Source organism: Pseudomonas sp. RW407 (genome assembly GCF_003176655.1).
Lineage (GTDB): Bacteria > Pseudomonadota > Gammaproteobacteria > Pseudomonadales > Pseudomonadaceae > Pseudomonas > Pseudomonas delhiensis.
Map to the genome: position 1 here is coordinate 1,753,548 of NZ_QGSL01000107.1, position 21,624 is coordinate 1,775,171.

Annotated in this window: 17 protein-coding genes and 1 pseudogene; 12 read left to right on the top strand and 6 right to left on the bottom strand. The window is 68.3% G+C overall.

The window, feature by feature from the left end:
* Nucleotides 1-48: 48 nt before the first annotated feature.
* Together yejK and DK254_RS32015 are read right to left on the bottom strand one after the other, a co-directional pair.
* Complete coding sequence (gene yejK, locus DK254_RS32010) at nt 49-1,053, bottom strand: nucleoid-associated protein YejK (RefSeq protein ID WP_109937058.1); 1,005 nt, start codon at nt 1,051-1,053, stop codon at nt 49-51.
* Between the two features lie 64 nt (nt 1,054-1,117).
* Nucleotides 1,118-2,485: a TAXI family TRAP transporter solute-binding subunit gene (locus DK254_RS32015; RefSeq protein ID WP_109937059.1), complete on the bottom strand. Its 1,368-nt coding sequence runs from the start codon at nt 2,483-2,485 to the stop codon at nt 1,118-1,120.
* Nucleotides 2,486-2,590: 105 nt separating this feature from the next.
* Between DK254_RS32015 and sbcD the strand changes: the two genes are divergently transcribed.
* The 3 genes from sbcD to DK254_RS32035 all read left to right on the top strand — a co-directional run bounded on the left by sbcD (nt 2,591) and on the right by DK254_RS32035 (nt 8,144).
* Nucleotides 2,591-3,811, top strand: coding sequence for an exonuclease subunit SbcD (gene sbcD, locus DK254_RS32020; RefSeq protein WP_109937060.1), 1,221 nt, complete (start codon nt 2,591-2,593; stop codon nt 3,809-3,811).
* A complete protein-coding gene (locus DK254_RS32025; protein ID WP_109937061.1) occupies nt 3,811-7,251 on the top strand; it encodes an AAA family ATPase in 3,441 nt (1,146 codons plus the stop codon). Before sbcD ends, DK254_RS32025 begins: the two co-directional genes overlap by 1 nt.
* Nucleotides 7,252-7,652: 401 nt before the next feature.
* Nucleotides 7,653-8,144 carry a Dps family protein gene (locus DK254_RS32035; protein WP_074979116.1) on the top strand — a complete coding sequence of 164 codons (492 nt, stop codon included), beginning with the start codon at nt 7,653-7,655 and terminating at the stop codon, nt 8,142-8,144.
* A 52-nt stretch (nt 8,145-8,196) separates the two neighbouring features.
* On the opposite strand, the gene DK254_RS32040 is transcribed toward DK254_RS32035, so the two are convergent.
* Entirely contained in the window at nt 8,197-9,399 is a 1,203-nt protein-coding gene (locus tag DK254_RS32040; RefSeq protein ID WP_109931384.1) for an ISL3 family transposase, read from the bottom strand.
* A gap of 455 nt (nt 9,400-9,854) precedes the next feature.
* On the opposite strand from DK254_RS32040, the gene DK254_RS32050 reads away from it, so the two are divergent.
* Both DK254_RS32050 and DK254_RS32055 read left to right on the top strand, forming a co-directional pair.
* On the top strand, nt 9,855-10,847 hold the full coding sequence (locus DK254_RS32050; protein WP_146219670.1) for a hypothetical protein: 993 nt from the start codon (nt 9,855-9,857) through the stop codon (nt 10,845-10,847).
* Nucleotides 10,848-10,855: 8 nt separating this feature from the next.
* The gene (locus DK254_RS32055; protein WP_146219671.1) at nt 10,856-11,407 is read left to right on the top strand and encodes a hypothetical protein; all 552 of its coding nucleotides are present in this window, start codon (nt 10,856-10,858) and stop codon (nt 11,405-11,407) included.
* A 34-nt stretch (nt 11,408-11,441) separates the two neighbouring features.
* On the opposite strand, the gene DK254_RS32060 is transcribed toward DK254_RS32055, so the two are convergent.
* Nucleotides 11,442-12,110 (bottom strand): TetR family transcriptional regulator, encoded by a 669-nt coding sequence (locus DK254_RS32060; protein ID WP_109937064.1) that lies wholly within the window; start codon nt 12,108-12,110, stop codon nt 11,442-11,444.
* A gap of 94 nt (nt 12,111-12,204) precedes the next feature.
* On the opposite strand from DK254_RS32060, the gene DK254_RS32065 reads away from it, so the two are divergent.
* Both DK254_RS32065 and DK254_RS32070 read left to right on the top strand, forming a co-directional pair.
* A complete protein-coding gene (locus DK254_RS32065) occupies nt 12,205-12,870 on the top strand; it encodes an O-methyltransferase (RefSeq protein WP_109937065.1) in 666 nt (221 codons plus the stop codon).
* Between the two features lie 127 nt (nt 12,871-12,997).
* Nucleotides 12,998-13,456 (top strand): GNAT family N-acetyltransferase, encoded by a 459-nt coding sequence (locus DK254_RS32070; RefSeq protein ID WP_109937066.1) that lies wholly within the window; start codon nt 12,998-13,000, stop codon nt 13,454-13,456.
* Nucleotides 13,457-14,044: 588 nt separating this feature from the next.
* Here the strand turns inward: DK254_RS32070 and DK254_RS32075 are convergent.
* Both DK254_RS32075 and DK254_RS32080 read right to left on the bottom strand, forming a co-directional pair.
* Nucleotides 14,045-15,037 (bottom strand): asparaginase, encoded by a 993-nt coding sequence (locus DK254_RS32075; protein ID WP_109937067.1) that lies wholly within the window; start codon nt 15,035-15,037, stop codon nt 14,045-14,047.
* A 60-nt stretch (nt 15,038-15,097) separates the two neighbouring features.
* Complete coding sequence (locus DK254_RS32080; protein ID WP_109937068.1) at nt 15,098-16,540, bottom strand: sodium:alanine symporter family protein; 1,443 nt, start codon at nt 16,538-16,540, stop codon at nt 15,098-15,100.
* Between the two features lie 178 nt (nt 16,541-16,718).
* Here DK254_RS32080 and DK254_RS32085 point away from each other — a divergent pair, with 178 nt between their 5' ends.
* From DK254_RS32085 to DK254_RS32105, 5 genes and pseudogenes are all read left to right on the top strand, one after another.
* A complete protein-coding gene (locus DK254_RS32085; RefSeq protein WP_109937069.1) occupies nt 16,719-17,534 on the top strand; it encodes a helix-turn-helix transcriptional regulator in 816 nt (271 codons plus the stop codon).
* A gap of 446 nt (nt 17,535-17,980) precedes the next feature.
* Nucleotides 17,981-18,658, top strand: a complete 678-nt coding sequence (locus DK254_RS32090; RefSeq protein ID WP_109937070.1) for a thermostable hemolysin — start codon at nt 17,981-17,983, stop codon at nt 18,656-18,658.
* The gene (locus DK254_RS32095) at nt 18,648-20,114 is read left to right on the top strand and encodes an AMP-binding protein (protein ID WP_109937071.1); all 1,467 of its coding nucleotides are present in this window, start codon (nt 18,648-18,650) and stop codon (nt 20,112-20,114) included. The genes DK254_RS32090 and DK254_RS32095 overlap by 11 nt, the downstream gene beginning before the upstream one ends.
* A gap of 10 nt (nt 20,115-20,124) precedes the next feature.
* The gene (locus DK254_RS32100) at nt 20,125-20,811 is read left to right on the top strand and encodes a TenA family transcriptional regulator (protein ID WP_109937072.1); all 687 of its coding nucleotides are present in this window, start codon (nt 20,125-20,127) and stop codon (nt 20,809-20,811) included.
* Nucleotides 20,798-21,589, top strand: a pseudogene (locus DK254_RS32105) (SDR family oxidoreductase); the annotation flags it as partial. The gene DK254_RS32100 and the pseudogene DK254_RS32105, both read left to right, overlap by 14 nt.
* Nucleotides 21,590-21,624: the final 35 nt, after the last annotated feature.

The window sequence follows — 21,624 nt, forward strand, 5'->3', positions numbered from 1 at the left end:
ACCGTGCTTCCTGGACACGTAGGAGCGGACTCCGTCCGCGATTCGCGGTTACTTGCGGCGCTTGAGCTGGTCGTGCAGCTGCGTCGGCAGGCCGCGGATGATCAGCATGTCGCGCTCCTCGTCGTATTCCACCTTGCTGCCCAGCAGGTGCGCCTCGAAGCTGATCGACAGCCCCTCGGCGCGCCCGGTGAAGCGGCGGAACTGGTTGAGGGTGCGCTTGTCCGCGGGGATTTCCGGGGCCAGGCCGTAGTCCTTGTTGCGGATGTAGTCGTAGAAGGCGCGCGGGGCCTGGTCGTCCATCAGCTCGGAGAGCGCGTCCAGGGCCATCGGCTCGCCGATGCGGGCCTGGCTGGTGGCGTAGTCGACCAGGGTGTCGGTCTTCTCGCGGGCCTGTTCTTCGGGCAGGTCCTCGCTTTCCACGTAGTCGCTGAAGGCCTTGAGCAGGGTGCGCGTCTCGCTGGGGGCGTCGACGCCTTCCTGGCAGCCGATGAAGTCGCGGAAGTAGTCCGAGACCTTCTTGCCGCCCTTGCCCTTGATGAACGAGATGTACTGCTTGGAAGCCTTGTTGTTGCGCCATTCCGAGCAGTTGATCCGCGCCGCCATGTGCAGCTGGCCGAGGTCCAGGTGGCGCGAGGGCGCCACTTCCAGCGCCTCGGTCACCGCCACGCCTTCGCTGTGGTGCAGCAGGGCGATGCTCAGGTAGTCGGTCATGCCCTGCTGGTAGTGGCACAGCAGCACGTGGCCGCCGGTGGAGAGGTTGGATTCCTCCATCAGGCTCTTCAGGTGCTCCACGGCCTGGCGGCTGAAGGCGACGAAGTCCTTGCCGCCGTCCAGGTACTCGGCCAGCCAGCCGCTGAACGGGTAGGCGCCGGATTCCTCCTGGAACAGGCCCCAGGCCTTGTTCGGCTTGGCGTTGTAGCTTTCGTTGAGGTCGGCCATGAGGTTCTCGATGGCCTGGGAGTCGCCCAGTTCGGCGTCGCGCGCGTGCAGCGTGGCGGGGTTGCCGTCGGGCTTCTTGTCGATCAGGTGGACGATGGCGTGACGAATCGGCATCTCGGGCTCGGCTCTGGGCGATGGTGGCAAAGCCGCCAGTTTACCCGAGCGCGGCGCGCCACGCTCACCCGGCCTTGTCCAGCGGCGCCTCGCCGTCGCGTTCGCGGCGGTTGCGGCGCAGCTGGCGCAGGCGGCGGATCACGTAGTTCAGGTGCAGGTGCAGCTCGTACAGCTCGTTGTAGTACGACAGCGGCACCTCCACTCGCGCCAGTTCGGCCTCCAGCTGCTCCAGGCGCTCGATCTCGCGGCTGAGTTCCGCGACGCCGGTGCGCTCGTCCAGGCGCCGGTCGATCTCCCGCAGGTAGCGGTACCAGCGGTAGATGCGCGCGCGGATGCGCCAGCGGTACAGCGGGCCGATGGACTTGAACAGCGGGATGAGGATGGCGATGAAGGGGATCAGCAGGATGATGTAGCGGTCGGCCAGGGAGGCGATGCGGAACGGCAGGAAGCGCTGCAGCAGCGGCAGGCCGCTCTTGTAGTAGCGCTCGGCGTCTTCGGCCAGGCGCAGGGTGCGCGGCTCGGCGGCGGGGAAGGCGCCGGGGGCGTCGAGCAGGCTGCCCTGGCGCATCACCTGGCGCGCGGCCTCGAGGATCAGCGGCGTCAGCGCCGGGTGGAAGCGCTCGTTGACCACCAGGGTGGCCACCGGCGACAGGGTGGTCAGGTTGCGGTGCGGCACGTCGTGCTCCAGGTTCAGCAGGCCTTCGCCCACCTCCAGGCGCTTGAGGAAGCGCAGGCGCGCCTCGTAGGCGCCGGCGCGGCGGAAGCCGGCCAGCAGCAGCTGCTCGCTGGCGGCCAGGCGCTGGATCAGCGGGTTCTCCGCCGGGCCGACGAAGAAGGCGGCGTCCAGGCTGCCGGCCAGCAGGGCGTCCGCCGCGCTGTCGCCGCCGCCGGCCTGCCAGCCCGCCGGGTGCTGCTCCTGGCTGATGCCGTTGGCCTGCAGGATGGCCGCGGTGATCGCCTCGGTGCCGCTGCCGCGGGTGCCCAGGGCCACGCGCAGGGGCAGCAGGTCGGCGATGCGGTCGATGTGCACGTCGCGGCGCTGGAACAGCCACAGCGGTTCCTGGAACATGGCGCCGAGGGTCTGCAGGCGCTGCCGCTGCGCGGCGTCGATCTGGCGTTCCTGGCCGCTCTGCACCAGGGCGATGTCCACGCCGCCGCGCTCGTCCAGCAGCAGGTCCATGTTCTGCCGCGAGCCGGCGCTGGGCACCAGCTTCAGCTCGAAGCCCTGCTCGGCCAGTTCGGCCCTGAGCTTCTCGCCGAAGGCCGCGTAGCCGCCATCGGCGGCGCCGGTGGCAAGGGTGGCGGTCATCGGCGGCGGCGGCGCCACGAAGTAGAAGACCGCGGCCACCAGCGCCGCCAGCACCGGCACTATCCACAGGTTGGCGCGCACCAGGATGGCGAGGTCGCGGAGCATGTTGAGCAGGCGTTGCATGGTCTGATTCCCGGCCGGCGTTCCTTCAGGATAGCCAGCCCGGCGCGGGCGCACCGCGGAAGCGGGTATCATCGCCGGCTGAATCAGGCATCGGGACAGCAGCGCATGCGCATCCTCCACACCTCCGACTGGCACCTCGGCCAGCACTTCATGGGCAAGAGCCGCGAGGCCGAGCACCGCGCCTTCTGCCGCTGGCTGGTGGAGCGGGTGCGCGAGCACGGGGTGGACGCGGTGATCATCGCCGGCGACGTGTTCGACACCGGCGCGCCGCCCAGCTATGCCCGCGAGCAGTACAACCGCTTCATCGTCGAGCTGCGCGAAACCGGCGCCAGCCTGGTGGTGCTGGGCGGCAACCACGACTCGGTGGCCATGCTGGAGGAGTCCCGCGAGCTGCTGGCGGTGCTCGGCACGCGGGTGATCGCCGCCGCCGGCGCCGACCTCGACCAGCAACTGCTGGTGCTGCCGCAGCGTGACGGCACGCCGGGCGCGGTGCTCTGCGCCATTCCCTTCCTGCGCCCGCGCGACCTGCTGGCCAGCCAGGCCGGGCAGAGCGCCCAGGACAAGCAGCTGGCCCTGCAGCAGGCCATCCAGGCGCACTACCAGGCTCTCTTCGCCCTCGCCGAAGCCAAGTGCGCCGAATTGGGCGGCGGGCTGCCCATAGTCGCCACCGGGCACCTGACCACGGTCGGCGCCAGCGCCAGCGAGTCGGTGCGCGAGATCTACGTCGGCAGCCTGGAAGCCTTCCCCACCAGCGCCTTCCCGGCGGCCGATTACATCGCCCTGGGGCACATCCATCGGCCGCAGAAGGTCGGCGGCCTGGAGCACATCCGCTACTGCGGCTCGCCCATCGCCCTGAGCTTCGACGAGGCGCGGCAGGCCAAGGAAGTGCTGCTGGTGGACCTCGATGAAAGCGGCCTGCGCGCGGTGACGCCGCTCGCCGTGCCCTGCTTCCAGCCCCTGCAGTCGCTGGTCGGCAACCTGGACAGCCTGCCCGCGGCGCTGGCCGAGGCGGCCAACCTGGGCACGCCGGAGCGGCCGGTGTGGGTGGAGGTGCTGGTGCGCGCCGACGACTACCTGAACGACATCCAGCTGCGCGTCGAGAAGCTCTGCGAGGAACTGCCGGTGGAAGTGCTGCGCACCCGCCGCGAGCGCGGCAACCAGCAGGCCGGGCTGTTCGGCGAGGCGCGCGAGACCCTCGACGAACTCTCCGCCGAGGACGTCTTCGAACAACGCCTGGACGCCGAGGAGCTGGAGCCGCCGCTGCGCCAGCAACTGGCCGGGCTGTACCGCCAGGTGGTCGCCGAACTGCAGGAGGAGCAAGCCTGATGCGCATCCTCAGCCTGCGCCTGAAGAACCTCAACTCGCTCAAGGGCGAGTGGAAGATCGATTTCGCCGCCGAGCCCTTCGCCGGCAACGGCCTGTTCGCCATCACCGGGCCCACCGGCGCGGGCAAGACCACCCTGCTGGATGCCATCTGCCTGGCCCTGTACCACCGCACGCCGCGCATGAGCACGCTGTCGCAGAGCGGCAACGAACTGATGACCCGCCACACCGCCGACTGCCTCGCCGAGGTCGAGTTCGAGGTCAGGGGCCGCCGCTACCGCGCCTTCTGGAGCCAGCGCCGGGCCCGCGACAAGGTCGACGGCGCGCTGCAGGCGCCCAAGGTGGAGCTGGCGCGCATCGACGTCGCCGGCGGCGAAGGCGAGATCCTCACCGACAAGATCAACGACAAGCTGCGCCAGACCGAGCAGCTCACCGGCCTCGACTTCGGCCGCTTCACCAAGTCCATGCTGCTGGCCCAGGGCGGTTTCGCCGCCTTCCTCGAGGCCAGCGCCAACGACCGCGCCGCGCTGCTGGAAGAACTCACCGGCACGGAAATCTACGGGCTGATCTCCCAGCGCGTGTTCGAGCGCACCAAGGCGGCGGAGGGCGACCTGAAACTGTTGCGGAGCCGTGCCGAGGGCATGGAGCTGCTCGGCGAGGAACAGCGTGGCGAACTGCAGGCCGAGGCCGAACGCCTGCTCACCGAGGAAGCGCCGCTGCTCCAGCGCCAGGCCGAACTGCAGGCCCAGCGCCGCTGGCGCGAGGACCTGGGCCGCGCCGAACAGCAGCACCAGCAGGCCGCCGCGCGCGAGCAGCAGGCCCGCGAGGCGTTGCTCCAGGCGGCCCCCGACCTGCAGCGCCTGGCCGCCAGCGAGCCGGCGGCGCGCCTGCAGCCGCTGCATGCGGCCTGGCAACAGGCGCGTCAGGCGCTGGAGCGGGACGAGACCGGCCTGGCGGACCTGCAACGCCAGCAGCGGGCTTGCGCGGAACAGGTCGTGCGCAGCCTGTGGCAGGCCAGCCAGTACAGTGCGCAGTGGGCGGGGCAGCGCCGGCGCGCCATCGATGAACTCGCCACGCAGCGCCGCGAAGTACAGGCGCAGCTCGCCGCGCACCCGCAACGCGCCCGCCTGGGCGAGCTGCTGGGCGGCTGGCGCGCGCAGTTCGCCCGGCGCGAACAGCTCGGTAGTGAACTGCAGGGCGCCCGCGCGCGCCTGGAGCAGGAGTCCGCCGCCATCCAATCCTTGCACGGCCAACTCGCCTCTCATGGCCAGGCCCTGGCCGATGCCGGGCAGGGGCTGGACGCGGCGCGCCAGGCCGAGGCGCAGCAACAGGCGCGCTTGCAGGCCCTGCTGCAAGGCGCAGGCGAAAGCGCCCTACGCGAGCGCTGGCAGCAGTTGCAGCAGCAGGGCAGGGCGCTGGACCGCCTGCAACAGCTGGTGCAGAACCGCGAGCAGACCAGCACGCAGGCCGCCCGCCTGCGGCCCCAGCTGGATTCGCTGCAGCAACGCCAGGCGCAGAAGGAAACCGCTATCGCCGAACTGCGCGAGCGCTACAAGGGGTTGAAGCAGCAGGTCGCCGACAAGGAGAAACTGCTGGAGCAGGAGCAGCGCATCCAGGCCCTGGAGGCCTATCGCGCCCAGTTGCAGCCCGGCGAGGCCTGCCCCTTGTGTGGTTCCCACGAACACCCGGCCATCGCCAGTTACCAGGCGCTGGACGTGTCGCAGACGCGTCGCGCCCTCGACGAATGCCGCGCGGCCCTGGCCGCTCTGGAAAGCGACGGCGTGGCGCTGCGCGACGAGCTGTCCGACGTGACGGCCCAGGCTGCCCAGGCTCGGCAACAGCTGGAGCAACTGCGTGAACAACTGCACCAGCTCGATAGCGAATGGCAGCGTCAGTTGGTCGAACAGAACCTCGCCATCGAGGGTGCCGCCGGCCTGGCCGCGATCCGTCAGGCCCAGGAACAGGCCCTGGCCGACCTGCAGGAACGCCTGGCGGCGCTCGATGCGCTCAAGGGCGAATTGCAGCAGGCCGCCAGCGCCCGCGAGAACGCCGAGCGCAGCCATGCGGCCGCGCTGCAGCAGGAGGCCCTGCTGCGTCGCGATCTGGACAACGCACAGCAGCGCCAGGCGGAACAACAGCAACGCCTGGAGCAATTGCAGGCCCAGGCCGAACGCCAGGCCGCCGAACTGCTAACCAGCCTCGACGGTTTCGCCGCCGCGCTGCCCGAGCAGGGCGCGGCCTGGCTGGCCGAACGCGAAGGCGAATGGCGCGCCTGGCAGCAGGCCCAGCAGCAGGACCAGCAACTGCAGGAGGCCGAGCGCGAAGCGCGGCGCTTGCTGCAGGAAGCCGACGCGCAGGCCGGGCAGTGGCGCGAACGCTGGAGCGCCAGTGGCGAGCAGGCCTTGCCGGCGCTTGCACCTGAGCCTCAGCCGCAGCAGGCCCTGCAAGTGGCTGAGTCGGCCCTGCAGGCGGCGCAGCGCCAGGCCGATGCGCTGCTCGGCCGCGAACAGAGCCTGGCCGCACACCTGGAACAGGCGCGCGCTACCCTGGCCGAATGCGAGCGCACCTGGCAGCAGGCTCTGGAAGAAAGCCCGTTCGCCGACCTGGCGACTTTCCTCGCCGCGCTGTTGGAAGACGGCGAGCGCCAGCGCCTGGGCGAACTCAAGACGCGCCTGGACACCGCGCTGACCGAAGCCGTGGCGTTGCGCGTCGCCGCCGAGGAAACCGAGCGCCAGCTACGCGCGCAGCCGCTGGGCGAACTGGAGCTGCCGGCCCTCGACGAGCAGTTGCAGGCCCTCGCCACGCAACTGCGCGAACTGGGCCAGCGCCAGGGCGAGGTACGGGCACAACTACAGGGCGACGACGCACGCCGCGCCAGCCAGCAGGCGCTGTTCGCCGAGATCGCCGCGCAGGAGGCGAACCACGATCTGTGGCAGCGCCTGAACGGCCTGATCGGCTCGTCCGACGGCGCCAAGTACCGGCGCTTCGCCCAGGGCCTGACCCTCGACCACCTGGTGCACCTGGCCAACCGGCAGCTGCAGCGCCTGCACGGCCGCTACCAGTTGGCGCGGCGCAGCGACGGCGAGCTGGAACTGGAGGTGGTGGACACCTGGCAGGGCGACGTCGCGCGGGACTGCCGCACGCTGTCCGGCGGCGAGAGCTTCCTGGTCAGCCTGGCCCTGGCCCTGGCGCTGTCGGACCTGGTCAGCCACAAGACCAGCATCGACTCGCTGTTCCTCGACGAGGGCTTCGGCACCCTCGACGGCGAGACCCTGGAAGTGGCGCTGGACGCCCTCGACAGCCTCAACGCCAGCGGCAAGAGCATCGGCGTGATCAGCCACGTCGAGGCGCTCAAGGAACGCATCCCCGTGCAACTCAAGGTGCACAAGGGTGTCGGTATGGGGTACAGCCGCCTGGATGCGCGCTTCGCCGTGCAGCCCTGAGCCTTGCCCGGCGTCATTGCGCCATGCGTTGGGCGGGCCCGACAACTTGCAATCGATGCGCGGCGAGGTAGGCTCAAGAGCGCACTCGCCGCCATGAGAGGAACACGCGAGGAGTGCGCCAGGCTCGTCCCGGACCGCCAGTTTCGGCACGCACAGGGGCGGCATCCACAAGACCCCTTGAGGTGATCGAGATGAAGAAAACCGCAGCCACTGCGAAGAAACCCGCTGCACCCAAGACCGTCGCCAGCAAGCCGGCTGCGGCCAAGCCGGCCGCCGCCAAACCCGCTGCCGCCAAGCCTGCGGCAGCGAAGAAACCGGCAGCGAAGAAGCCCGCCGCCAAGCCGGCAGCCGCCGCCAAGCCCGCCGCCGCGAGCAAGCCGGCACCGCGCCGCGCGCCGGCCCTGGCCACGCCTTCGGACCTTTCCAAGGACGCCACCCGCGACCTCAGCGCGGCCCTCAGCCGCCTGCTCGCCGACGTCTTCGCGCTGTACCTGAAGACCAAGAACTTCCATTGGCACGTGAGCGGCCCGCACTTCCGCGACTACCACCTGCTGCTGGACGACCAGGCCACCGAAATCTTCGCCATGACCGACCCCATCGCCGAGCGCGTGCGCAAGATCGGTGGCAACACCATCCGCTCCATCGGCCACATCGGCCGCATCAAGCGCATCGCCGACAACGACGCCGAGTTCGTCCAGCCGCTGGACATGCTGGCCGAGCTGCAGGAGGACAACAAGTCGCTGACCGCCTACATGCGAGAGGTCCACGACCTGTGCGACGAGTACCACGACATCGCCACCGCCAGCCTCATCGAGAACTGGATCGACGAGACCGAGCAGCGCACCTGGTTCCTTTTCGAAACCAGCCGCCGCGGGGACGTGACGGGGCATTGAGGGTGCATGGCTGAAGAGAGGAGGGCCCCTTGTTCAGGGGCCTTTTTCTGGTTCATCGCGCTTTCCCGGGGAAGGCGGCCTTGATTTTCAGGAAGAAGTAGGCGGAGTCCCTGAAGCCATAGGCCATGCGCTTGATCACCTTGATGCGGTTGTTTACCCCTTCCAGCAGGCTGGTGTGCATGGGGAAGCGAGCGCTGGCCAGGATGCCTCGGACGTATTTGCGCAGATTGCGAGCGAAGCGTTGCAGCGGGGCCAGGCCACTGTCCCTGGCGTGGCGCAACCAGTCCCGCCAGCGGCGCCAACCCTCCCGCACGCTGGGGGCGTACCAGATTTCCTTGAGCGCATCCTTGAGCACGTAGACCGTGGCCAGTGGCTGGTTGGCCTCGAGGATTTCCTGCAACTGCACGGCTTGCTGATCCTTGAGGTTTTCGCGATTGCGCAGCAGCAACCAACGACTCTGCTTGATTACCTTGCGTGCCGCTTTGTCCTGGCGTAGCGCGTTGGCCTGATCGACACGGATGCGGTCGATCACCTCCCGGCCATAGCGAGCCACCACGTGGAATAGGTCGTAGACCACTTCGGCACGGGGGCAATGCTGTTTTACTTCCAGATCGAAGGCGGTGTTCATGTCCATCGCCACGGCCTCGATTTGCTGGCAGCGCTCACCGAGCAGTTCGAAGAACGGCTGAATCGCCTCGCGGCTGTTGCCATGCCCGACCCACAGCACGCGTGTCCGCTGCGCATCCATGATCACGGTGGCGTAACGATGTCCTTTGTGAAGAGCGAACTCGTCCATCACCAGGCGGCGAACGTCACCCGGCTCGAAAGCACCGACTGCGGCCTCTAGACGACGTTTGTCGAGCTGCTTGAGCGTGTGCCAATGCAGACCGACGAGGCGACTGACGTGACTGATGGGCAGTAATTGCAGCAAAGCCTCGAGCCAGATGCGCAAGCGCTGGGTCAAGCGCGACGCTGGCTCCAGCCAGTCGATCCGCTCGGTCACCCGACCACAGCGCAGGCAGTCGACGCGGCGCACCGGCAGTTGGAGCAGGACGCGCTGGTCGAACAGATCGCGATCACGCACCCGGCGAATCCGCCGTTCGTGGATTAATGGACTGGCCTGACCGCAGCGCCCGCATTTGGGGACAGCGCTGGCGTGAGGCTTGAGCTCGATCAGCAGGGTGCTGTCGGCAGATGGGTGGCAGGCGATGACTTCGTAGCCTGGCCAGAAAGCAGCAAGATCAATAGGATGCACGGCGACAGCAGGGGGTGGGGGTTGGTTCGTTTGGCGACTGCCAATCTACCCGCTTCCCTGACTGTCAATCCGCTCTTTCCCCAGACTCCGCGAAGAACCATTTTTTTGCCAGGCATCGGCCTGTAGGAGCAACTGTCTTGCGGCCTGCGCCGAGATGCTCTTCGTAGGATCTAGGGGCGCCTAGCTGTTGCTCGCGAATCGCATGGCACCGCGTTTGTTCGCGAGCAAGCTCGCTCCTACGAAAAGCGCTGCCAACCGATGATGTAGGAGCGGATTTATCCGCGATCCGCTGCTTTATGAAAACAGGCAGGTAAATGTAGGAAAACAACACGATTGCGCATGGAAAATTCTATTTCCAGCGCAACCGCCCAATCCTGGCCCGATGACATCAACGCACCGTCCTCTCATCGCCCGCTCATCTGATCGGAACGCCGTTCCCGGGAGGAGCGATGGGATTGAACCAGACCCAGCTGGACCAACTCGGCCGCCAACTCGACAACAACCCGCTCGAAGTCCTCATCCTCTCGGCCGAACAGGCCAACCTTCTGGCCGCCGACCACGCGACCAGCCACTGGTCCCCGACCCAGGCTCCCAGCCTCTGCGTCAGAGACGACATCACCCAGGCAAGCGGGCTGCTGGACAGCATCCGGCCCCACTACAACGACAGCCTCCACGAATTCGTGAATACCGCCTGGGGCATGCCAGCCTTGCTGGGTAGCCATGACGCGGTCAACTTCGCCCGCTTCGTCCGCGACATGGGCGGCCTCAACACCCGGGTCAGATACGTCAACCACAACGGCCGCCAGTACGTGGTGCTGTCCGGCTACCCGGGCCTGCGCAGAATACTCACGGGCACCCGCTACTCGGTGACCAACACGCGGCTGATCGAAATGGGCATCGGCCGCTACGGCATTCGCGGCAGCTCCCTGAGCGGCTTCAAGTTGTCCTGCTACCTCGCCGTGGGGGTCGAATTCCTGGAGTGGTTCTTCAATAGCGAGGTGAACATGTTGGACCTGCTCGGGGGCATAGGCGCCGAGCTGGTCAAGGCGGGGATCGCTTCGGCGGTTGGTTATGCGGTGGCTGTTGCTGCCGGCAGCATTCTGGGGTTTGCTGCCGCTCCAGTGATAGCAGGTGCGCTACTCGTCTTTATTGTAGGTGTCGGCCTGAATTGGCTGGATAAAAGGTATGGGATTAAGCAGCGCGTACAAGACTCTTTAAATTACGCTGCGGACAATGCATCCACGATTGCCGAACGCTTCCAGGAGCTGGACAGCCGCAAGATCCGGAGCTATGTCGAACATACCTTTGGAGAAGTGGTCGATGCGGCAGTGGACTACGCAACTCAAGAAACCAAGTCGTGGATTCTGCGCCGCCTTCCTTCTGGCACACTGCCCGCCCCCCCTTACCGCCTACCCAATCTTAATATTTTAAAATTTCCAAAGCTTTGAGAACTTCAATGAAGCTGCGTGAAAGAGCTGTAACTCCCGTTGCTGAACATTGGCTGAGGCCGTTGGGCTTGTTTGGAGTTCTGATCGGCCTGGTGGCTCTCCTGGCCGCCATGCTGATCTGCACGGAAGTACTGTTGCCCAACTACATCCGGCTCTGGCGGCAGGCGCCAATAGTCGAGACGGTCTACCCGACCTTCTTCATCGTTTCGGGACTTGCGATAGGCCCCATGATGCTGGTGGCTGGCGTGCATACGCTGCTCTACCGAAAGCCGCTCACCTCGCAAAGCCCTACCTGGTTCAAGATCGCCGGCCACCTGCTCGGGGTGGGAATCATTCTGCTGCTGGTCGTTGGGCCTGCACTTGCCATCGGGACGACCATCGCCCTGAAATACATGGATTATCGGGCCTGCAGTCAACTGCGAGTATCCGGATCCGGCTGGCAGGTATTCTGGGTGAATAACGACAACTACTGCTTCAAACCGGACAGCTACATCGAAGACAGCTGGCCCTGCAGGAACATGGACGGCAAGACCTATTGCCTCAGGGCCGACGGGCTGTAGGACATTCCCCGTAGGGCGCATAACGCCCCAGGCGTTATCCGCCGTTTCCACATGCGACGGCGGGTAAATGTCCGCCCGTGGCGAGCCCCCGCAGGTACGCACAGAACATATCCGCCATCGCCCCGGCATAACGCTCGATTTCCTCATCCGTCCGCGGTGTTTCCGAGAACTGCTTGCCCACCGCGCCGAGCGTGGTCGTGACCAGCTCCACGGCCAGCGCCCGCGCCTCGCTCGAAGCATCGGGCAGCACCTGCGCCATGAAGGTATGGAAGATGCGCTCGCCGGCCGCCTTGGCCTCCCGCGCCTCGGGGGCGTCGCGGTACAACGGCGCGGCGTCGTTGAGCGCGGTGCGGACCGCCGCTTCCTCGCATTCCGAGCGGACGAAGGCGTGCACCAGGGTGCGCAGGCGCGCCAAGGGCGGTTGCCGGGTGTCTTCGAGGATGCCACGCAGCATCTCGCTGGTCTGGCGCCATTCGTCGCTCTGCAGGCGGAACAGGATCGCCGCCTTGTTCGGGAAGTACTGGTACAGCGAGCCGACGCTGACGCCGGCCCGTTCGGCCACCCGCGCGGTGGTGAAGCGCTGCGCGCCCTCCTTCGCCAGAACCTGAACAGCGGCGTCGAGAATGGCGGCGACCAGCTCGGTCGAGCGGGCCTGCCGGGGCTGCTTGCGCGAGGAAATCCGCGGGCTGCGGCGTTCGCCCATGGGGGCTCCGGGAATGCGAATAGTGAAACCTGATGAATTCGTCGCATTCTAGTCGGGCGCCCTGAAGCGCTCAACCCACCTTCGGAGTCCCCCCATGACCACCCTCACCAGCGCCCCCGTCGCCGCCCTGCTGGAACGCCTGTTCGCCGAGGCCGACGCCAGCGAGCCGGCCAGAAGCCCCGCCATCACCGGCCTGTCCGGCGAGGAACTGTCGCGCCTGATGGGCAGCAAGACCGAGTACCGCGACCTCTACGGGCGCCTGAAGGACCTGCCGCTCCCCGTCTCGCGCGCCACCGGCGCGCTGCTGTACATGCTGGCGCGCAGCTGCCAGGCACGCAGCATCGTCGAGTTCGGCACCTCCTTCGGCATCTCCACCCTGCACCTCGCCGCGGCCCTGCGCGACAACGGCGGCGGCCGCCTGATCGGCAGCGAGTTCGAACCGTCCAAGGTGCAGCGCGCCCGGGCCAACCTGAGCGCCGGCGGCCTGGCCGACCTGGTGGAGATCCGCGAGGGCGACGCCCTGCAGACCCTGGCGCGCGACCTGCCGCAGCGCATCGACCTGCTGCTGCTCGACGGCGCCAAGGCGCTCTACCCGGAAATCCTCGCCCTGGTGGAAAGCCGCCTGCGCCCCGGCGCGCTGATCGTCGCCGACAACGCCGACCACAGCCCGGAGTACCTGGCGCGGGTGCGCGATGTCGGCAACGGCTATCTGTCGGTGCCTTTCGCCGAGGACGTCGAGCTGAGCATGCGGCTTGGCTGAGACGGGCACAGCAGCCCAGGCCCCGCCTACGCCAGGCGGGGCCAGGTGCCGTTTCGGATGCCGCGAGCCTGGCAGCAGGCGAATCCGCTAGAGTGCCCTCTCCACCGGCAATGACCAGGCAGCGACCATGGATGCACGAGAAATCCGCCAAGCCACCCCCGACGACGCCCCCGCCATCGCCCGTCTGGTAGACGAGGCCTACAGCCCCTACATCCCGCGCATCGGCCGCAAGCCCGCGCCCATGCTCGACGACTACCGGCAGGTGATCGCCGAGGCCGATGTGTTCGTGTGTGCCCTCGATGGCGAAGTGGCCGGCGTGCTGGTGCTCCGCCCCCAGAGTCCGGTAGTGCTGCTGGAGAACATCGCGGTTGCGCCGGCGTTCAAGGGCCGGGGCATCGGCAAGGCGTTGCTGGCGTTCTGCGAGGACTATGCGCGGGCCCGGCGCCTTGAGGCCATCGAACTCTATACGAACCAGTTGATGACCGAGAACATCGCCCTCTACACGAAGCTGGGCTACCAGGAAACGCACCGGGCCACGGAGGACGGTTTTGCGCGGGTGTTCATGCGCAAGGGGGTTGTGGGGTAGGCAGGGTTCTGAAGGGAGCGGGGCTATTCGGGCCACCGGGTGGTCCAGTGCGGCCTGGGATCAATCGCGGACGGAGTCCGCTCCTACGCTGAGGCATGGCGCCAGAAATTTTAATCCCCGTCACTCCCGCGAACGCGGGAGCCCAGAATAGAGTTACAGGAGAGGCGCCATCGTAGGATGGGTTGAGCCTTGGCGAAACCCATGCGGCCATGGCGATGGGCATCGCTCCGCTCAACCTATCCTATGCGCTACTCCTCCCCTCGTAGGAGCGGAACTTTTCCGCGATGACCGGACGTATCGGCGCGATTCGCGGATAAGATCCGCTCCTACGCTGCCCCACCTGCGCCATTCTCCTGTAGGAGCGCGCCCTGCGCGCGAATCGCGGGCAGGGCCCACTCCTACAGGTTGCGGTGAGGCATGGCGTTTAGCCTGTAGGAGCGGACTCTGTCCGCGATTATCCGGCCAACATGGCTGCGTTTCAGGATCGGCGTATCTGGCCGACGGCGGATAACCGCGAACGGTTATGCGCCCTACGTGTGAGCCTGGGGAAGAAACAGACATGCTCCCCAGTGGCTACGACATGCCCGCCTATTCAGCCAGCTCGCCACACAAGTCCAGGGCGAACCAGCGCTCGGCCTCTTCCACGTCCAGCCCCGCGCCCAGCAGGGCGAACAGCTTGCCCAGGGCCGCTTCGCGGGTCATGCCGCCGCCGGACACCAGGCCGGTGTCGCGCAGGCGGCTGCCGGCGGCGTAGGTGTCGAACACCACGCTGCCCGCCGGGCACTGGCTGATGGCGGCCAGCAGCACGCCGCGGCGGCGGGCCCGGCTCAGGGCATCGAGCAGCGCCTGGTTGTCCGAGGGGCCGGTGCCGCTGCCGTAGCATTCCAGCAGCAGGCCCTGCACGCCGCTGTTCAGCACGGCGTCCAGTTGCTCGGCCTGCAGGCCGGGGAACAGCGGCTGCACCGCCAGGCGTACGGGCCTGCGCGCTTGCCGGTAGCCCAGCGCCTCGGGCCGTTGCGGGGCGTGCCCGCCGTCGCGGTGGCGCGGCAGCGTGGTGAAGGCGTCGAAGGCTTCGCTGTGCAGCTTGGTGGCGCGCGCGCCGTGCAGCAGCGCGCCGCCGAAGTAGAGTTGCACGCCGCTGGCCTTGCCGCCCTCCAGCACGTCCAGGGCGCCGCCGAGGTTGGCCCAGGCGTCGCTGCCGGGCGCACCGGCGGGCAGCATGGAGCCGGTCAGCAGCACCGGCGCGTCCAGGCCCAGCAGCAGGAACGACAGCGCCGCCGCGGTGTAGGCCAGGGTATCGGTGCCGTGCAGCACCAGCACGCCGTCATGGCCGCCCTGCTCCACCGCTTCGACTATGGCGTCGCGCATGGCCAGCCAGTTGGCCTGCTGCATGTTGGCGCTGTCCAGCAGCGGCTGCATTTCCCGGAAGCCCCAGGCGAAGGTCGGCTGCCGGCCGCTGCCGGCCAGCCATTCGCGCATGCGCGCCTCGAAGCCGCTGGCCGGGGCCAGGCCTTCGGGCGTCTGCAGCATGCCGATGGTGCCGCCGGTGTAGAGGACGAAGAGGTTCTTGACTGCGCGCATGGGCTGATCCTGCGTTCTTGTTGTGGCGCGGGCCGACCGCCGGGACGGCCCGCGCGGCCGTCAGCGTTGCGCCTGCGGCAGGCCAGCGGGGATTTCGCGGGCGGCCTCGGCGCTCCGGCCGGCCGGCCAGGCATCGCGGTCCAGGTCGAGGTCGGCGAACTGGGCGGAGTCGAACACCGGCTGGTCGATGCCGGCGCGACGCTGTGCATCGTAATCGCCCATCACCCGCAGGCCAACCTTGAACAGCAGGGCCAGGGCCAGCAGGTTGACGAAGGCCAGGCAGGTCATGGTGATGTCGGCGAAGGCGAACACGGTGGACAGGTTCTGCACCGAGCCCCAGACGATCAGCGCCAGCACCAGGGCGCGGTAGCCGATCAGCACCAGGCGGTTGCGGCTGAGGAACTGCAGGCTGTTCTCGCCCAGGTAGTAGTTGTAGAGGATGCAGGTGAAGACGAACAGCGACAGCGCGACGCTGACGAACAGCCGGCCCCAGTCACCGACCACCGCGGCCAGGGAGTTCTGGGTGAGCGTGATGCCGTCGCCTTCGAAGCCGGGGGTGTAGAAGCCCGAGAGCAGGATCAGCAGCGCGGTGCAGGTGCAGATGACGAAGGTGTCGAGGAACACGCTGAAGGCCTGCACCACGCCCTGGGAGGCCGGGTGGCGCACGGCAGCCACGGCGGCGACGTTGGGCGCACTGCCCAGGCCCGCCTCGTTGGCGAACACGCCGCGCTTCACGCCCATGACGATGGCGCTGCCGAGCAGGCCGCCGAAGGCCGGGTCCAGGCCGAAGGCGCTCTTGAAGATGGTTTCCAGCATGGCCGGCACGTGCTCGATCTGGCTGCCGATCACGTACAGGGTGACGCCGATGTAGGCCAGGGTCTTGACCGGCACCAGCAGGTCGGACACCGCGGCGATGCGCTTGATGCCGCCGACGAAGACGATGGCCAGCAGCACCGCCAGGGCGATGCCGGTGTGCTGCGGAGCGAAGCCGAAGGCGTTCTGCAGCGAATGGGTCACGGTGTAGGACTGCAGGCCATTGAAGGCGAAGCCATAGGTCACCAGCAGCAGCACGGAGAACACCACCGCCATGCCCTTGAGCTTCAGGCCGTGCTGGATATAGTACGCCGGGCCGCCGCGGTACAGGCCGTCGCCGTCGGCGCGCTTGTAGACCTGGGCCAGGGTGCACTCGAAGAAGCTGCTGGACATGCCGACCAGCGCCGTCACCCACATCCAGAACACCGCGCCGGGGCCGCCGAGGGTCACGGCGATGCCGACACCGGCGATGTTGCCCGCGCCCACGCGCCCGGCGAGGCTCAGCATCAGCGCCTGGAACGAGCTCAGTTGGCCGGCCTGGCCGCGAATGGACTCCTTGAACACGCCGAACATGTGGCCGAAGTGGCGGAACTGGACGAACCGGGAGCGCAGGGTGAAGTAGCTGCCGAGTCCGACGATGAGCACGATGAGAACCTTCCCGGAAAGGAAGTCGTTGAGCGCTTCGAGCATGGGTGTGACCTCGATTCTTGTTCTTCGGATGGAAGAGAGGCGTCAGGCGCCGGGTAGCGCCTGGCGTTGGCGGGCAAGGTTGGCCAAGGCGCGGGCCCGTGACAATTTCGCATCCTGTTACGAGTTGATGCGACCTGATGCTAGACTTGCGCCACTCGCATCACCCCGGAAGCCACCGATGTCCGACCACCTGGGCGAAAACCTCAAGCTCGCCTGCAGCCACTACCGCTCTATCTCGGAGGTCTGCCGGCAACTGCAGATCAACCGCGCGCAGTTCAACAAGTACCTCGGCGGGCAGAGCCAGCCCACCCCCTTCAACCTCAAGCGCATCGGTGACTTCTTCGGCGTCGAGGACTACGAACTGGGCCTGCCGCCGGAGCAGTTCGCCCGCCTGATCGGCGCCCGCGCCAGCCAGGCCAGCGTGCCGCGCAACGACCCGCTGCTGCGCCTGCTGGAGCCGCTGCGCGAACAGTCCGGCAACCTGTCGCGCTACTGCGGCTACTACTTCGAATACTCCAACTGCATGTCGGTGCCCGGTTCCATCCTGCTGTCGCTGGTGCACCTGTGGGAGGAGGACGGCAACTTCCTGTTCGAACGCCAGGAGCGCCAGGAGCGCTCCAGCAGCACCGACGTGCAGGCCGAGGACTGGGTGCGCTGCCGCTACCTGGGCGCGGCCTTCCAGCTGCAGGACCGAGTGTTCCTGATCGACTACGAGTCGCTCACCGTCAACGAGATGAGCCAGACCATCCTCATCCCCAGCTTCAAGAGCCGCATCACCCGCCTGAACGGCTTGAAGACCGGCGTCTCCAGCGGCGACCGGCGCACCCCGGCGTGCACCCGGGTGGTCTGGGAATACCTGGGCCCGGAGATCAACCGCATCAGCGCCTACCGCCAGGTGAAGCTGTACCACCCGGACGATCCGCGCATCGACGACGACGTGCGTGAGCGCCTGAACGTGGGGCCGGTCCGCAACGGGTTGTTCGAGATCGAGTGAGGACGATCGCGGACAGAGTCCGCGATTGGACTCACCGGCGGCACGAATGGCGGCGGATAATCGCGAACGGTTATTCGCCCTACGAGTTTGCCGGCTGACGCTGCGTTATCCGCTTGCTCGGGACAGCTCCCTCTCCCTTCAGGGCGGGCCGCGTAGGCGAGGGTTGGGGAGAGGGGACGGATTTCGCTCACGCACCTCTGCCAACCCTGACGCCGCGCCCCCTCCCTAACCCTCCCCCGCAAGCGGGAGAGGGGACCGTTCGGCGTGAAGCAGAATCACGAAGCTCCCGGGTACCCACGTAGGGCGCATAACGCCTACGGCGTTATCCGCCGAATCGCCGCGGCGATCTACTCGGGATGACTGAGCACCCCCGCCCCCGCTTCAGACTGCATTCAGATTCGCTGCCGATACTCCCCTCCCATCGCCAGTCCCGCCTTGGGGGAAACATGACACAAGCAGAATGGAATGCCCTCTTTCCATTCCAGTTCGGCACCCACCCCGAGCGCAGGGCCAGCCTGGTCCTGCGTCGCGAGGGGGAGCCCGGGCGCGAGGCGCTGGAGGCTTTCGTTCATGAGCGCTTCGCGCGGATGCACCATGCCGACGTCCAGCACTTCCTGCCCGACCTGCTCGGCCTGTACGACGGCCAGGGCCGGCTGAGCGCCGCGGTGGGCATCCGCCTGGCCGCCGGCGGGCCGCTGTTCCTCGAACGCTACCTGGACGAACCGCTGGAGGTGCCGGTGTCGCGCCTGGCCGGGCGCATCGTCGGGCGCGACGAGCTGGTGGAGGTGGGCAACCTGTCCGCGCTCAGCGCCGGCAGCGCGCGCCTGATCATTGTCGCGATGACCTGGCTGCTGGCCGCCCGCGACCTGAACTGGGTGGCCTTCACCGGGGCCGCGAGCCTGGTCAACAGCTTCCATCGCCTGGGGCTGGAACCGAGCGTGCTGGGCCGCGCCGATCCCACCCGCCTGGACGGAGAAGGCGCCAGCTGGGGCAGCTACTACGACCAGCACCCACAGGTGTTCGCCGGCGATATCCGCTACGGGCACGCGCAGCTGGAGCGCAACCAGGTGCTCGACCGCCTGGGCTTTCCCCTGTTGCTGACGGAGGCTGGCCATGCAGCCTGAATTGCAGGCCTTCCGCCAACGCCTGGAGGAGTATGCGCGGCAGCAGGGTGAGCGCATCGCCCTGCGCGGCGCCAGCGAACGCTATAGCCATGCCCAGTTGCTGGAGCAGGTGCAAGCCCGCGAGGCGCTGTTGCAAAAGCAGCCGCCGGGCGTCCTCGCCATCGCCCTGGACAACGGCCCCGAGGCGCTGTTCTGGGACCTGGCGGCGCTGTTCGGCGAGCGCCCCAGCGTGATCCTGCCGCCCTTCTTCAGCCCGGCCCAGCGCGCCCACTGCCTGCTGCAGAGCCAGGCGACACTGGCCCTGGCCCCGGCCGAGCTGCACGAGGAATTGCGCGAACTGGGCTTCACCCCCGGCGAGCCCTTCTGGCAACGCCCGGCGACGGCGGACGCGGGCCTGCCGCCCGGCACCGCGAAAATCACCTACACCTCCGGCAGCACCGGCACGCCCAAGGGCGTGTGCCTGTCCGCCGGGGCCCTGCTGCGGGTGGCCGGCGAACTGGAACGGGCCAGCCGCCCGGCCGAGCCTTCCAGCTACCTGGCGGTGCTGCCGCTGGCGGTATTGCTGGAAAACCTCGGCCTGTACGCCGCGCTGCTGGCCGGCGCCGGCGTCACCCTGCTGCCCCAGGGGCAACTGGGCATCAGCGGCGCCAGCGGGGTGGACTGGAAGCGCCTGCTCGGCTGCGTGGCGCTCAGCGGCGCGCAGAGCCTGATCCTGGTGCCGCAGCTGCTGCTCGGCCTGGTCAGCGCCATCGAGCGCGGCCTGATGCGCGTCGGCCCGCTGCGCTTCGTCGCGGTGGGCGGCGCGCGGGTGTCCACGGGCCTGCTGGAACGCGCCGCCGCCGTCGGCCTGCCGGTGTACGAGGGCTACGGGCTGTCCGAGTGCGCCTCGGTGGTCTGCCTCAACCGCCCCGGCGAGCGGCGTCCGGGCAGCGTCGGCCAGCCGCTGCCGCACGCGCAGGTGCGCCTGGCCGAGGACGGCGAGGTGCTGGTGCGCGGCGCCACCCTGCTCGGCTACCTGGGCGAGCCGCTCTTCACCGGGCAATGGTGGCCCACGGGGGACCTTGGCCACTTCGATGCCGATGGCTACCTGTACCTGGCCGGGCGCAAGAAGAACCAGTTCATCACCAGCTTCGGGCGCAACCTCAACCCGGAATGGATCGAGGCCGAGCTGACCCAGGGCGGCGTCATCCTCCAGGCCTTCGTCCATGGCGAGGGCCTGCACCAGAACCTGGCGCTGCTCTGGCCGCTGGACCCGCAGGCCGGCGACGGCGACCTGGAACAGGCGGTGCAGCGCTGCAACGCCGCCCTCCCCGACTACGCCCGGGTGCACGCCTGGCGCCGCCTGCCGCAGCCGCTCAGCGCCGCCGAGGGCACCCTGACCGGCAACGGCCGGCCGCGCCGCGCGGAAATCCTCGAACGCTACCGCAACGAACTCTTCTCCCTCGTGACCGAATGAGGTTCACCCCATGGCATTCTTCGACACCCTGCAATCGGCCACCGCCCAGGAGCGCCAGGCGCTGTTCGGCGTACCGGTGATCCGCGACGCCCTGGACGGCGTCGTCAGCCTGGAAGGCTACGTCGCCTTCCTCACCCAGGCCTACCACCACGTGCGCCATACCGTGCCGCTGATGATGGCCTGCGGCGCCCGCCTGCCCCCGCGCCTGGAATGGCTGCGCAAGGCGGTGTGCGACTACATCGAGGAGGAATACGGCCACGAGCAGTGGATCCTCGACGACATCGCCGCCTGCGGCGGCAACCCCGAACAGGTGCGCAACGGCCGCCCAGCGCTGCCCATCGAGCTGATGGTGGCCTTCCTCTACGACCTGATCGCCCGCGACAACCCGGTGGGCCTGTTCGGCATGGTCAACGTGCTGGAGGGCACCAGCATCGCCCTGGCCACCCGCGCCGCCGGCAGCATCCAGGAGAGCCTCGGCCTGCCGCCGGGCGCCTTCGGCTACCTGAGTTCCCACGGCGCCCTGGACCAGGGCCACATGGCCACCTACCGCACGCTGATGGACCGCCTGGACGACGCCGCCGACCAGCAGGCGGTGATCCACGCCGCCCGGGTGGTGTACCGGCTGTACGCCGACATGTTCCGCGGCCTGCCGCGGGCCCGGGCCGGCCAGGGCGAGGTGCAGCATGCGCCTGCCTGACTGCCGCGCGGTGCTCACCGGCGCCAGCGGCGGCATCGGCCTGCAGCTGGCCGAGCAGCTGTGCGCCGCCGGTGCCCAGGTGCTGGCGGTCAGCCGCCATCCCGGCCCCCTCGCCGGGCTGCGGCAACGCTACCCGCACCAGTTGCGCTGGGAGGGCGCCGACCTGCGCGAGCCCGGCGGCCGCCAGGCGGTGGTCGAGGCGGCGTGGCAAATGGGCGGCGCCAACCTGCTGATCAACGCCGCCGGGGTGAACCGCTTCGCCCTGCTCGAACAGCTGGACGAACAGGCCCTGGACGACCTGCTGGAACTGAACATCAACGCCACCCTGCAACTGACGCGGGTGATGCTGCCGCTGCTGCGCGAACAGCCCCACGCCCTGGTGGTGAACGTCGGCTCCACCTACGGCTCCATCGGCTACCCCGGCTACGCCACCTACTGCGCCAGCAAGTTCGCCCTGCGCGGCTTCTCCGAGGCCCTGCGCCGGGAGCTGGCCGACACCCCGGTGGACGTGCTCTACGTCGCCCCGCGGGCGACCCGCACCGGCATGAACTCGGCCGCCGCCACGGCGCTGAACCTGGCCCTGAAGGTCGGCATGGACGACCCGCGCGACGTCGCCCGGGCGGTGCTCGACGCCGTGCAGAAGAACCGTAGCGAGCTGTACCTGGGCTGGCCGGAGAAACTCTTCGTGCGCCTGAACGGCATACTGCCGGGCGTGGTCGACCGCGCCCTGCGCAAGCAACTGCCGCTGATCCGTCGCTACAGCGACGCCAACGCCCGTGGGCCGGCCGACCAGGGCCGCCGCGGCGAAATCGA

What these genes read in the sequence shown, in the direction of transcription:
- yejK (WP_109937058.1), bottom strand. Translation starts at nt 1,053, where the DNA reads ATGCCGATTCGTCACGCCATCGTCCACCTGATCGACAAGAAGCCCGAC.
- DK254_RS32015 (WP_109937059.1), bottom strand. Translation starts at nt 2,485, where the DNA reads ATGCAACGCCTGCTCAACATGCTCCGCGACCTCGCCATCCTGGTGCGC.
- sbcD (WP_109937060.1), top strand. Translation starts at nt 2,591, where the DNA reads ATGCGCATCCTCCACACCTCCGACTGGCACCTCGGCCAGCACTTCATG.
- DK254_RS32025 (WP_109937061.1), top strand. Translation starts at nt 3,811, where the DNA reads ATGCGCATCCTCAGCCTGCGCCTGAAGAACCTCAACTCGCTCAAGGGC.
- DK254_RS32055 (WP_146219671.1), top strand. Translation starts at nt 10,856, where the DNA reads ATGAAGCTGCGTGAAAGAGCTGTAACTCCCGTTGCTGAACATTGGCTG.
- DK254_RS32060 (WP_109937064.1), bottom strand. Translation starts at nt 12,110, where the DNA reads ATGGGCGAACGCCGCAGCCCGCGGATTTCCTCGCGCAAGCAGCCCCGG.
- DK254_RS32065 (WP_109937065.1), top strand. Translation starts at nt 12,205, where the DNA reads ATGACCACCCTCACCAGCGCCCCCGTCGCCGCCCTGCTGGAACGCCTG.
- DK254_RS32070 (WP_109937066.1), top strand. Translation starts at nt 12,998, where the DNA reads ATGGATGCACGAGAAATCCGCCAAGCCACCCCCGACGACGCCCCCGCC.
- DK254_RS32075 (WP_109937067.1), bottom strand. Translation starts at nt 15,037, where the DNA reads ATGCGCGCAGTCAAGAACCTCTTCGTCCTCTACACCGGCGGCACCATC.
- DK254_RS32080 (WP_109937068.1), bottom strand. Translation starts at nt 16,540, where the DNA reads ATGCTCGAAGCGCTCAACGACTTCCTTTCCGGGAAGGTTCTCATCGTG.
- DK254_RS32085 (WP_109937069.1), top strand. Translation starts at nt 16,719, where the DNA reads ATGTCCGACCACCTGGGCGAAAACCTCAAGCTCGCCTGCAGCCACTAC.
- DK254_RS32090 (WP_109937070.1), top strand. Translation starts at nt 17,981, where the DNA reads ATGACACAAGCAGAATGGAATGCCCTCTTTCCATTCCAGTTCGGCACC.
- DK254_RS32095 (WP_109937071.1), top strand. Translation starts at nt 18,648, where the DNA reads ATGCAGCCTGAATTGCAGGCCTTCCGCCAACGCCTGGAGGAGTATGCG.
- DK254_RS32100 (WP_109937072.1), top strand. Translation starts at nt 20,125, where the DNA reads ATGGCATTCTTCGACACCCTGCAATCGGCCACCGCCCAGGAGCGCCAG.